Here is a 12652-nt window from a genome sequence, read left to right as displayed (position 1 = left end):
CGAATCATCCCTTATCCGGTAAAGTTTACATTCACGCTCCTCGGTCAGTTGATTAACCCAGCGCCGGATAGCACTTTCACCGACCCCCAGGGACACACTGGCCCGAGGTATCGTATAGCCTTGATCCAGCACCAGGCTGGCTGCTTCCTGTTTGAACTCAGGAGAAAAAGAACGTCGCTTTCTGATCATCAGACACCTCGTTTATGGTGGTGATCTTACCACCTACGTTGGTGTCCGGAATCATTGAACCACTACACTTTGAATTAAGTTGGTCAGTGTCGTCCCCGGTCGTCAAACCTTATAGCCGGTTGCTCAGGTCACGCAGTTCCCGCACTGCAACACTCGCCATGGATACGTCCAGGGCCAGTTGAGAGACAATCTCGCCAGACATAGCATGCCAGCGGGACAGATTGCCATTCTGGCGTTTGAGCCATGCACTCACGGCGTCTGGACCGTTGGAGCTTACCCCGGCCGGTTCAGACAGTACCGTTTCGGTGATCGTCTGTTGCAAGCGGGTTAACTCTTCCCTAATCCCTTCACGGGCGACCGCCTGCCAATGGGTGTCTACCTCCATGCCGCGGATTCGCTCATCAAAGTCCTGCAACTTCAGAGTTTCGCCAATGGCGAAATAAACCTCGGAGGTTTTCAGAGGTGACTGCTCGCTGCCGATGGCCGAGCGCACGATGCCAAGCAGGGCGTATAAGCTGTCAATAGCGGCAACCCGATTGGCCAGTTCCTCCGGAATACCCGCCTCGGTCAGGGCGGCCAGTCGGCGGTCGGTCGGCTCACGGGCACTACCGCACAGCAGGCCCGGCAGGGCGCTGATCAGGCCGGATACAGGTTGCTGGTATTGCTCGATCAAGGCTCCGAGATCCTGTTGTTCTCCAGCATTTCGGATAAACCAGCGGGTGGCGCGACGCATCAGACGGTTGAAGTCGGCCAGCATTTGCTGCTGAACCGCTGTGTCTACCTGATTGTCGAGTGCTTTAATGGCGGCCCGTGTGTCCGCCATGCTGAACACGTCACGAGCCAGTATGTAAGCCCGAACAACCTCCGTTGCGGCGGCTCCGGTGGAGCGGATGATCTGGTCGAAAAATGTAATTCCGACATGATTGACCAGTCCGTTTGCCAACTGCGTAGCCAGTATTTCACGACGCAAGCGGTGGTCGTGGGCCTGGCTCTGGTAAAGACCGGTGAGCTGTTGCGGGAAGGCCATATCGATCTGCAGTCGCAGATACGGGTCGTTGATCAAGTCGGAATCGATCAGTGACTCTTTGATTTCAGCTTTCGCATAGGAAATCAGCACCGACAGCTCCGGCCGTGTCAGGCTGGCGCCCTTTGCCTCAAGTTCCGTAAGGGCTTCATCGTCCGGCAGGAATTCCAGAGAACGGTTCAGCCGGCCTTGCTGTTCAAGGCGCTGGATTAGCCGGGCATATTCATTGGGGGCACGACGGGCATGGCTTTCGGCAAGGCTGATCGCCAGGGCCTGATCATAATTATTGGCCAGTACCAGTTTCGCCACACTGTCGGTCATATTCCGCAGCAACTTGTTGCGTTGCTTCATGGTCATGTCGCCCTGGGCAACAAGCTCGTTGAGCAGGATTTTGATGTTTACTTCGTGATCCGAGCAGTCCACACCACCGGCGTTATCGATGAAGTCTGTGTTGGCTTTGCCGCCAGCCTGACAGAATTCGATACGGCCGAGCTGGGTAAAGCCCAGGTTGCCACCTTCACCCAGCACCCGGCAGCGCAGTTCACAGCCATTAATGCGCAGGCTGTCATTGGCCTTGTCCCCCACATCGGCATGGGTTTCCGAAGAGGCTTTTACGTAGGTGCCAATGCCGCCGTTCCAGATCAGGTCTACTTTTGCTTTCAGCATCGCCTGAATCAGTTCGTTCGGCGAGAGCCGGTCCGCCTTGATCTCGAAGCAGTGCTGCATTTCCGGTGTCAGCTCTATCCACTTGGCCGCGCGGGAGAAAATACCACCGCCTTTGGAAATCAGCTCGCGGTTATAATCCTCCCAGCTGGACCGGGTCAGGCTGAACAGGCGCTTTCGCTCCTGATAGCTGGCGGCGGCGTCCGGCGTGGGGTCAACCAAAATATGCAGGTGATTGAAGGCACCCACCAGGCAGATATGCTCAGACAGCAACATACCGTTGCCAAAGACATCGCCGGCCATATCGCCTATACCTACAACCGTGAAGTCTTCGGTCTGGGTGTTCAGGCCCAGCTCCCGGAAGTGTTGTTTCACCGATTCCCAGGCACCACGAGCCGTGATGCCCATACCCTTGTGGTCATAGCCCTGGGAACCGCCGGATGCAAAGGCATCACCCAGCCAGAAGCCGCGCTCTTCGGCAATGCTGTTGGCAATGTCCGAAAAGGTAGCCGTGCCTTTGTCTGCGGCCACAACGAAATAGGGGTCATCACCGTCATGGCGTACCACCTCTTTCGGGGGAATCACATCACCACCCTGAAGGTTATCAGTGATGTCCAGCAATGCCGAAATAAACACCTTGTAGCTGGCAATGCCCTCGGCCTGAATGTCTTCACGGGAGCCGCCTTCCGGCAGTTGCTTGGCAACAAAACCGCCCTTGGCACCAACCGGAACAATCACGGCATTCTTGACCTGTTGGGCTTTCACCAGGCCAAGAACTTCGGTGCGATAGTCTTCCAGGCGGTCAGACCAGCGCAGGCCGCCGCGAGCCACTTTGCCACCGCGCAGATGCACGCCTTCCACCCGGGGAGAGTAAACGAATACCTCAAACATGGGCCTTGGCAGCGGTATGTCGGCGATGGCGTGGGGATTGATCTTGTAAGACACGTAGTCTTTCAGGTAGCCCTGCTTATCCCGCTGGAAATAGCTGGTTCGCAGTGTGGCCAGAATCAGTTCCAGATAACGCCGAAGCACCTGATCGTCGTTGAGGTTTTCGATTTTATCCAGCGCTTCAAGAATGCTGGCCTCTATGCGCTCCGACACCGCTGCGGCTTTGCGTTTCTGCCGGGAGGGTTCAAAGCGGGCACGGAACAACGCTACCAGTAGGCGGGTAACCTGAAGGTGTCGGGCCAAAGCCGAGGCAATGAAGGATTGACTGAACCCGAAACGGATCTGCTGATTATAACGGGAATATCCGCGCAGCATAGCAATTTCCCGCCAATCCAGGCCGGCGCCGATCACTAGCTGATTGAAGGAGTCGCTCTCGGCCTGACCATTCCAGACGGCGGTAAATGCGTCCTGAAACAGGGTTCTGACCTGGTCCAGGTCTACGTTTTCGGCATGTTGATAGCGGAGATTGAAATCGTGAATCCAGTATTGCTTGCCGTGTTCATCCTGCACCCGGTAGGGGTATTCACCCAGAACGCACATGCCCAACTGTTCCAGAACCGGGATTATATCTGACAGTACCAGTGGTGCGCCGGCATTGAAGAGTTTGAAATGCAGGATGTTCCCTGGCTCTTCCAGTAGATGATAGAAGCTGATGCCGATGGGATTGGTGTCTGTCAGCTCTGCCAGTCGCTGGACATCGCCAACAGCCCTCATTGGGGTGAAGTGCTGCTGGTAGGCGGATGGAAACGAGTTGCGAAACCGGTTGGCCAGGGAGCTTCCGTGTTCTTCACCACAGGTGGTGACCAAAGCCTGAGCCAGGTCATCATTCCAGGACCGGGAAATGGCGATAACTTCGTCCTCAAGGGCCTGGAAGTCCACTTGATTGATGACCTGGCTGTCTACCCGGGCAACAAAGTACACGCGGGTAAGAATTGATTCACTGTAATGCGTCGTAAACTCGATTTCCTGAGTCTTCAGGTGTTTTGCCAGCAACCGCTGAACCCGCAGCCTTTGCTCGGTATTGAAACTATCTCTGGGTAGAAAATACAGAAAGGTCAGGAACTTGCCACAGGAGTCCTTGCGGGTCAGCAAACTGGGCATCCGGCGCTCCTGAAGATTGAAGACCCCTAAAGCCAGATCGAGTAATTCGCTTTCGCTGGACAGAAATACTTCATCCCTGGGCAATTCATGAAGGACCTGAATCAGGGCTTTGCCGGCGTGACCATGGCGGCTGAAGCCACTGTTGGCCACCACATTTCCGAACTTGGTGCTCACCATCGGAATGCGATCCAGTGCGGATGTGTACACCGGAGCTGTGTAGAGCCCAAAGAGCCGGTGCTCGCCGCATACCCGACCTTCGGCATCGAATTTTTTGACGACCACCGTGTCGAGGTAAGCAGGGCGGTGTACCCGGGCCGCTTTACTGTATTTGACCAGTTGCAGCGGGCTGGTATCGCGCATGGCGCTCTGTTCGTTTTCAGTCAGGTCATTGAAAACCTGTTTGCGGATGGCTGATGATTCCCGCTTCAGGGTGCCCAGTTCGCGGCCGGGAATACGGCGTGCCGTAAGTTGCCCGTTGACATCATCGAATTCCAGCTCGTCTGCGGCCAGAAAGGTGAAGTTGTCCTCCAGAAGCCAGCCCAGAAACCGGGCGGCCTCCTGCGCTTGCTGTCCTTTCTGGTTCGCTAACCTGGCCTGAAGCTCACCGGTGCGATCGGTCATGGCCGGGTAGTCGCTGACGGCAGCAGCCACCAGCAGCTGTACGTCTGCCAGTGAACGGACCTGCTGTTTCATCCAGTCGTCATCGGTGTGGCGGTCAATTTCGACATACATGCACGATTCCGCCTTTTTCTCACCGCCGGCGGCCTGAAGCTTGCCGTTCTCCCGTTGGTTCCGGAGCACCGCGCTGTGAATTACGTGAATGCCGGCTTGCTGGCGGTTAAGCTCCATCCGCACAGAGTCCACCAAAAACGGCATGTCGTTGAAGAGAACCTGAATAACCGTGTGGTTGCTGTGCCAGCCATGCTGTTCCGGATTGGGGTTGAAGACCCTCACCTTGGGTGTCGTGCCATCAAAGCTTTGCAGAAACTCCCAGCTGGATAACGTAATCCCGTAAAGGCTCTCCAGAGGCGTTTGCACCAGATCGGAAGCCGGTGATGTATGGAAAAAGCTATGGGCGAAATCGTTTATCCGGACCGCCGTGTCCTGATCAAGCTCGCTGAACAGGCGGTCTTTGAGTTGCGAGAGAATGTTGTTTTTGGTGGTGCGGATGGTCATCTGCTTTGTGTCTCCAACTGTATTTTGTGCGGGGCACCCTGCAAGCCGGGTGTTGGCTTATAGCGCCATAATGTAGGCCGGCGACAGAAAACAATATTGCAAAGAGTCGACCTTGAATTTTGAAAATGCGTTCATCGCCTTTGCAGCGATTATAAGTCGGCGTCTGGCGTCATCAGTCGTGAATGGTGGAGCAGGGCACCTGATCCGGCGTTTGTTTCCTGCGGATCTTCGACCATGCGCTTGCGCTCTTCACGGGGGGTAATACCGTAATGGTTACGGTAAGCGGTGCTGAAGTAGGACGCACTGGCAAAGCCACACTCTATGCCTACCTGCAAAATCGGCTTGTCGGTGCGGTGAAGAATCTGCCGGGCTTTTTCCAGTCGCACCTGAAGATAATATCGGGAGGGCATGGTTTGCAGGTGTTGCCGGAATAGTCGCTCCAGTTGGCGCCGGGAAACACCAACGTGATGGGCCAGGTCGCTGGTGGAAAGAGGCTCTTCAATGTTCGCCTCGATCAGCTGCACCGCCTCAATGAGCTTGGGTTGGTTGGCACCTATCCGGGCCCGTAACGGTACTCGCTGCTGATCCTGACTGGTACGTATACGCTCGCAGACAAACTGTTCGGAAATGGCTGCAGCCAGATCCGCACCCTGCTGCTGGCCGATAAGGAATAGCAGCATATCCATGGCAGCAGTGCCGCCACTGCAGGTAAAGCGTGAGTTATCAATTTCGAACAGGTTGTTGGTCACCTGGATATGGGGGAAGTCTTCTCTGAGGCTATCCATATCCCACCAGTGAATAGTGGCCCGGTGGTTATTAAGAAGCCCTGCACATGCAAGAACATAAGAGCCTGTGCCGATTCCGCCAATGGCAAGGCTGGAGCGCTTTTCCTTTCTCAGCCAGGCAATGATGGTCTCGTTTCCTGTGCGCGCTATCGGGCTGGCCCCGCAGACAAATAAAATATCCAGCACGGGAAGTTGTTCCAGGCTGTATTCAACCTCGGTACATACTCCGGCACTGCTGATAACTGCGTTGCCATCCTGACTGATCAGGCAGCTGGAGTAGAGATCTGCGCCGGTAATCCAGTTTGCCATGCGCAGCGGTTCAATCGCCGATGAAAAGGCAATCAGCGAGAAGTTTGGCATTAGCAGAAAACCGATTTTCTGGCATTTTCCGGTAATTTCCATGAGCTTCACTGGCTCAGCTATCCATTTTCACGGTGGCATCACGGGTTATTTAAGTTACCGGCAAGACTAAACGCTTTTTTAAATTTTCACCCCTCTCTTACCTCCCTCAGGTCAGCTTAGTGCAATTTGGTGTCGCACTTTCGAAATTACCCGAACGGGTTATCCCAGATACTGAAGAAGACAATGAAGCCCAACGCCGGGCTCAAACCGGATTGAACAGAGGTTGAAAAAACGTATGAACAATAATCCCTTATCCCGTGCACTTTTTAACGACGTAATGGTACCTAATTACAATCCTCAGCCGATTATTCCGGTTCGCGGTGAGGGCAGCCGAATCTGGGATCAGGACGGCCGGGAATATGTGGATGTAACCGGCGGTATTGCGGTGAACGTGCTGGGGCATTGTCACCCTGCTTTGGTCGATGCTCTCAAAAATCAGGCAGACAATCTCTGGCATCTGAGCAATGTCTTCACCAACGAGCCGGCGTTGAAACTGGCACGTCAACTGACTGAGGCCACCTTTGCCGAGCGGGTGTTTTTCTGTAACTCAGGAGGTGAAGCCAACGAGGCCGCATTCAAGCTGGTGCGTAAATACGCTTTCGACCACTACGGCGAACATAAGAACGAAATCATCTCGTTCCGCCAGTCATTCCACGGTCGCACTCTGTTCACGGTTTCAGTTGGCGGCCAGCCAAAGTACCGCCAGGGCTTTGAGCCGGTGCCGGCCGGCATCACCCATGCAGAATACAACAACCTCGATTCACTGAAGGCTCTGATTTCGGACAATACCTGTGCCGTGGTTCTGGAGCCGATCCAGGGCGAGGGTGGTGTTATTCCCGCCGACCCCGAGTTCCTGAAAGGTGTGCGTGAACTCTGTGATCAGCACAACGCATTGCTGGTGTTTGATGAAGTGCAAACCGGCGTTGGCCGAACCGGCCACCTGTTCGCCTATATGGATACGCCGATGGTACCTGACATTCTCACGTCAGCCAAGGCTCTGGGCGGTGGTTTCCCGATAGGTGCGATGCTGACAACCAGCAAGATTGCAGACAGTCTTGGTATTGGAACCCACGGCAGCACCTACGGTGGTAACCCGCTCGCCTGCGCGGTCGCCGGAGCAGTGCTTGATCAGGTAAACCGTCCGGATGTTCTGGAAGGTGTTTTGCGTAAACGTGCACTGTTTGAAGAAGGGCTGGCACAAATCAATGCTCGCCACCATATCTTCAAAGAGATTCGTGGCAAGGGCTTGCTGATTGGCGCTGAGCTGGTTGACGCCTGGCACGGCAAAGCCGGCGAGTTTCTGGCGGCGGCCCGGGGCGAGGGTGTTCTGGTGCTGGTGGCTGGCCCCGACGTGTTGCGCATGGCACCGGCACTGAACATTCCGGAAGACGAAATTCGCCAGGCCATGGCACGCCTTGATGCCGCCATTGAAAAGAAACTGTCGGAGTGAACATGGTTTTTGATCCGAAGTTCCAGCCAGGCCTCGATTGGATTGACTCCAGGCAAGATGCCATGCTGCAGCAAACGATTGCGCTGGCTGAGGTCAATTCCGGTTCACTGAATGCCGAGGGCGTAAACCGTGTAGGCCAGATGCTGGCGGAACACTGCCAGCATCTGGGCGGGCAAGTTGAAGTGGTGCCGGTGGCGTCTTATCGCCATGTGTCCGGCCAGGGAAAGGTGGAAGAATTTCCGCTGGGTAATGCGATCCGGGTGCGCAAACGCCCGGAGGCTCCGCTCCAGATCTTTCTGTGTGGCCACCTGGATACGGTGTTTCCGAAGGATCACAGTTTTCAGAAGGTAAGCTGGCTGGATGACAACACACTGAATGGCCCGGGCGTTGCTGATCTTAAAGGTGGGTTGGTGGTTATGCTGACAGCTCTTGAGGCTCTGGAGCGAAGCAGCTTCAGCGACCGTATCGGCTGGGAAATCCTGTTCAACCCGGATGAAGAGATTGGCTCGCCATCATCAGCGAAGCTGATTACCGAAGCAGCGGAACGGGTACACCTCGGCATGATCTACGAGCCGAGTTTTCCGGACGGAAATCTGGCCGGGCAGCGCAAGGGCAGCGGCAACTTCAGCGTGGTGGTACGTGGCAGAGCGGCTCACGCGGGTCGTGAGCATCACTTCGGGCGCAATGCGATTCGGGCCATGGCAGACTTTGTCTCGGCCCTGGACAGCCTGAACGGCCAGAGAGATGGAGTAACCATCAATCCGGGCTACATTGAAGGGGGCGGGCCAGTGAACATCGTGCCGGATCTGTGTGTGTTCCGTTTCAATATCCGGTTGGAGCGCGCTGAAGATGAGGCCTGGTGCCAGGCACAGCTTGATCATCTGCTGGCCGCCACTGCGGAAAAAGACGGTTTTTCCATCGAACTGCACGGAGGTTTTGGTCGCAAACCCAAGCAACTCAGCCAGGCCAATCTGCGGCTGTTCGAACTTGCCAGGCAATGCGGAGACAGCCTGGGTATGCGTATTGAACACAAACCCACCGGCGGCTGTTGTGATGGCAATAATCTGGCGGCCGCCGGAATTCCGAACATAGACACCCTTGGCGTGCAAGGGGGCGCTATCCACTCTTCAGACGAATACATGAAGGTGGATAGCCTGGTGCAGAGGGCCAAACTGAGTGCCCTTATGCTTATGGAACTGGCAACCAGCCCGGATCTGGACTGGCTGGGAGTGGATTGATCATGTTGATACTCAGGCCTGTAAATTTCTCAGACCTTCAGGGCATAGAACGACTGGCGGTTGTTTGTGGTGGCCGGCTGACAACGCTGCCCGCCAATCGCGACCATCTGAGCGAGTTGATCAGTCGCAGTACCCGCTCGGTGGAAGCCTCTGTCGAAAAGCCTGGCAGTGAGAGCTACCACTTCGTGCTGGAAGACACGGTGGCCCACTCGATCGTCGGTATTGCTGGTATCGAAGCGGCCGTGGGATTAGGTTCTCCGTTCTACAGTTATCGCATCAGCGATGTGGTTCAGGCGTCCGCCGAACTGCAAATTCACAACCGCATTCCGGCACTGCACCTTTGCCAGGATTACATCGGTGCATCCCGGCTCTATACCCTGTTCCTTGAAGATGATTTCCGCAGCCCGGATAACCTCAGGTTGCTGTCGCTTTCGCGCCTGATGTTTATGGCAGCTCACCCGGAACGTTTTGCTTCCCGACTCATTGCCGAGTTGCAGGGCGTGACGGACGGCCAGGGTAAGTCTCCGTTCTGGGAAAACCTGGGGCGTCACTTCTTCAGTATGGAGTTACGTAAAGCGGTTTATCTTACCGGTATCGACTCCAAGAGCTTTATCGCAGACCTGTTGCCCCAGCATCCGGTGTATCTGCCATTACTGGGAAAAACCGCCAGGGCTGCTCTGGGGCGCCCGAGAAAAGACGCGGCCGAAGTATTGGAGCTGCTTGAGGAGCAGGGCTTTACCTACCGTAACTACGTCGACATTTTCGATGCCGGCCCAACCCTTGAAGCACCCACCCATATGCTGAAGGTGATGACGCAAAGCCGGCTGATGCCGCTGGCAGTCCGCGAGGAGGCGATGACCGCCGAGGATGGCCGGCCGGCACTGGTAAGCAATGATGGCCTGCAGGATTACTGCTGCCTGAAAGTGATGCTGAATCCGGCTGAGCCCACATTGAACCGCCCGGCAGCCGAAGCCCTGGGGCTTACCGATGGCAGCAGGGCCCGGGTCTATTGGCTTGATTAAGGCCACGCCTTCTATTATCTGAACATCTGGAGTAACAACAATATGATGGCAGTACGCCCCATTAGAGCGGAAGATCATCCGTCTCTGAGAGAACTCGCCCGTAAAACCGGTAAAGGCTTTACGTCCCTTCAGGATGACGACACCCAAGTGGCCCGCAAGATGGAAGCGGCCCTGGAGGCCTGGAAAGAGGGAGAGGTTCCCGACGAAGCTTTTTATCTGTTTGTTATGGAAGATACCGCCACCGGCAAGGTTGAGGGCATTTGCGCGGTCGAGGCCGCCGTGGGTGTGAGTGAGCCCTGGTACAACTACCACATGGGCACTTTGCTGCATTCGTCCCGTGAACTAGGCGTGCGGAATCTGGTGAACACGCTCACCCTGAGCAACGACCACACCGGCTACTCGGAACTGTGCACACTGTTCCTGGCTCCGGAGGGGCGCTACGGCAAGAACGGCGCGCTGCTTTCCAAATCCCGATTTCTGTTCATGGCGGAGTTCCCCGAACGGTTCAACGAATTCATGTTGGCTGAAATGCGTGGCTATGCTGACGAGCAGGGTGTGCCGCCCTTTTGGGAAGGCCTGGGAAAACACTTTTTCTCCCTGGAGTTCGCTCAGGCGGATCAGCTTTCGTCTATGGACAAGGTGTTTATTGCCGAGTTGATGCCCAAAAACCCTATCTACACCAATTTGCTGCCACAGGCGGCGCAGGATGCCATGGGGCAGACCCATCCGGAAACGACGCCTGCCCGGAAGCTGCTGGAAGCAGAAGGCCTGCGTTACACCGGATATATCGACATTTTTGATGGCGGACCAACTCTGGTTGCCAGAATGGATGACATCAGGGCCATCAACGACAGCAGCCATCGACGGGCCAGGTTGAGCGAGGTTGATCCGGAGGGTGAGCTCTACCTGGTGAGCAACACCGAATTTCTGAATTTCCGCTGCTGCCTGAGCCAGATTGCTGTCCTTGACGATGATTTGGTGGGCCTGCCTCAGGACGTGCTGGATGCGTTGAACATTACTGAAAATGGCCGGGTTCGAATTGTGCCGCTTTCCGCGAAAAGGAGTGCCTGATATGACTTTACCGGTTCTTATAAACAATCAGTGGGAAGTAGGCATCGGGCCCTCGTTGTCTTCCCTGAACCCGGCGACGGGAGAGGTTTTCTGGCAGGGCAATGCCGCCGATGAAGCCCAGGTGGCCGGCGCGGTAGAAGCAGCCAGAGCCGCAAGTAGCGGTTGGTCGCGGGCCGGATTTGAGCAGCGTGTAGCCATAGCTCGCCGTTTTGGCGAGTTGCTGGGCGAACACAAAGAGACTATGGCCCGCTGTATTGCCTCGGAAACCGGAAAACCTTTGTGGGAGGCCCTGACTGAAGTGGCCGCCATGATGGGCAAAATCGAAATTTCGGTGAAGGCTTACAATGAGCGCACCGGCCAGCGCAGTACCGATATGCCGGGTGCGAAGGCGGTGCTGCGGCATAAACCTCACGGCGTGGTTGCCGTGTTTGGCCCTTATAACTTCCCCGGTCACCTTCCCAACGGGCATATTGTTCCGGCCCTGATTGCCGGTAATACCGTGGTGTTCAAACCCAGCGAGCAGACGCCGGCGGTCGCCGGCAAGATGGCAGAACTCTGGCTCGAGGCCGGCTTGCCTGCCGGTGTTCTGAACCTGGTTCAGGGTGCGAAAGAAACTGGCATTGCCCTGGCCAATCACCCGAATATTGATGGCCTGTTCTTTACCGGCAGCTCCACCACCGGCGAAATTCTGCACCGGCAGTTCGCCGGCAACCCGGGTAAAATCCTGGCACTGGAAATGGGCGGCAACAACCCGCTGATTGTGGATGAAACCGTAGATGTGACTGCAGCGGTACACGAAACCATCCAGTCTGCCTACATTACCTCTGGCCAGCGCTGCACCTGCGCTCGCCGGTTGATGGTGCCGGCCGGTGAGTGGGGGGACAACTTCCTGGATGCCCTGGCCCGGGCGGTGGAGGCCATTCAGGTGGGTGGCGCCTTTGATGATCCCGCGCCCTTTATGGGCAGCGTGATTTCCGAAACCGCTGCACAGGGCGTTCTGGCTGCCCAGAAACAGCTGCTGGAGCAGGGCGGTTGTGCTCTGGTCACCAGCCGGCACCTGAAGCCGGGCACCGGGCTGCTTTCACCGGGGCTAATTGATGTCACGGCGGTAGCCGATGTGCCCGATGAAGAAATCTTTGGCCCGGTGCTGCAGGTATACCGCTACCAGAACTTTGATGAAGCCATACAGCTGGCCAACAACACCCGGTTCGGGCTGTCGGCTGGTTTGTTCAGTGAAAGTCAGGAACGTTTTGAAGACTTCTACGATCGGATTCGGGCCGGCATCGTGAACTGGAACAAGCAGCTGACCGGTGCGTCCAGTGCGGCGCCGTTTGGTGGCATGGGGGCCAGCGGAAACCACCGTGCCAGCGCCTTCTACGCGGCGGACTATTGCTCTTATCCCGTTGCCGGCATTGAGGCAGAAGAACTGGTTTTGCCATCCAGTCTGGCACCTGGCCTGAAAATCGGCTGAGCGGCTATTCTGACCGCTTTCACCCACTGAAGTAACCGAAAAAGACGCCTCGCAAAGGCGTCTTTTTCGGTTATGCGACCTGCATTTTCATAGTTGCGACGATTCCGGGTTG

At 56.1% G+C, this 12652-nt stretch carries 7 protein-coding genes and 1 pseudogene; 5 read left to right on the top strand and 3 right to left on the bottom strand.

Going from position 1 to position 12652, the window contains the following annotated elements:
- Nucleotides 1-33 precede the first annotated feature (33 nt).
- The 3 genes and pseudogenes from R6W86_RS03800 to R6W86_RS03790 form a co-directional block, all read right to left on the bottom strand.
- Nucleotides 34-189: pseudogene (locus R6W86_RS03800) on the bottom strand (transposase); the annotation flags it as partial.
- Nucleotides 190-298: 109 nt separating this feature from the next.
- Nucleotides 299-5101, bottom strand: coding sequence for an NAD-glutamate dehydrogenase (locus R6W86_RS03795; protein ID WP_410328056.1), 4803 nt, complete (start codon nucleotides 5099-5101; stop codon nucleotides 299-301).
- Between the two features lie 149 nt (nucleotides 5102-5250).
- Nucleotides 5251-6288 carry a GlxA family transcriptional regulator gene (locus tag R6W86_RS03790; protein WP_410328124.1) on the bottom strand — a complete coding sequence of 346 codons (1038 nt, stop codon included), beginning with the start codon at nucleotides 6286-6288 and terminating at the stop codon, nucleotides 5251-5253.
- 235 nt (nucleotides 6289-6523) lie between these two features.
- Between R6W86_RS03790 and R6W86_RS03785 the strand changes: the two genes are divergently transcribed.
- From R6W86_RS03785 to astD, 5 genes are read left to right on the top strand one after another with little or no spacing between them, the layout of a single operon-like run.
- Nucleotides 6524-7738: an aspartate aminotransferase family protein gene (locus tag R6W86_RS03785; RefSeq protein ID WP_410328055.1), complete on the top strand. Its 1215-nt coding sequence runs from the start codon at nucleotides 6524-6526 to the stop codon at nucleotides 7736-7738.
- A gap of 2 nt (nucleotides 7739-7740) precedes the next feature.
- Entirely contained in the window at nucleotides 7741-8976 is a 1236-nt protein-coding gene (locus R6W86_RS03780) for a hydrolase (protein WP_410328054.1), read from the top strand.
- 2 nt (nucleotides 8977-8978) lie between these two features.
- Entirely contained in the window at nucleotides 8979-9998 is a 1020-nt protein-coding gene (locus tag R6W86_RS03775; RefSeq protein ID WP_410328053.1) for an arginine N-succinyltransferase, read from the top strand.
- Between the two features lie 42 nt (nucleotides 9999-10040).
- Nucleotides 10041-11069: an arginine N-succinyltransferase gene (gene astA / locus R6W86_RS03770; protein WP_410328052.1), complete on the top strand. Its 1029-nt coding sequence runs from the start codon at nucleotides 10041-10043 to the stop codon at nucleotides 11067-11069.
- 1 nt (nucleotide 11070) lies between these two features.
- Nucleotides 11071-12540 (top strand): succinylglutamate-semialdehyde dehydrogenase, encoded by a 1470-nt coding sequence (astD, locus tag R6W86_RS03765; protein WP_410328051.1) that lies wholly within the window; start codon nucleotides 11071-11073, stop codon nucleotides 12538-12540.
- Nucleotides 12541-12652: the final 112 nt, after the last annotated feature.

The sequence above is a fragment of the Marinobacter sp. genome (assembly GCF_046484525.1).
Lineage (GTDB): Bacteria > Pseudomonadota > Gammaproteobacteria > Pseudomonadales > Oleiphilaceae > Marinobacter.
Note: the sequence above shows the minus strand (reverse complement) of the source record. Positions and strands in the feature narration are given on the sequence as shown.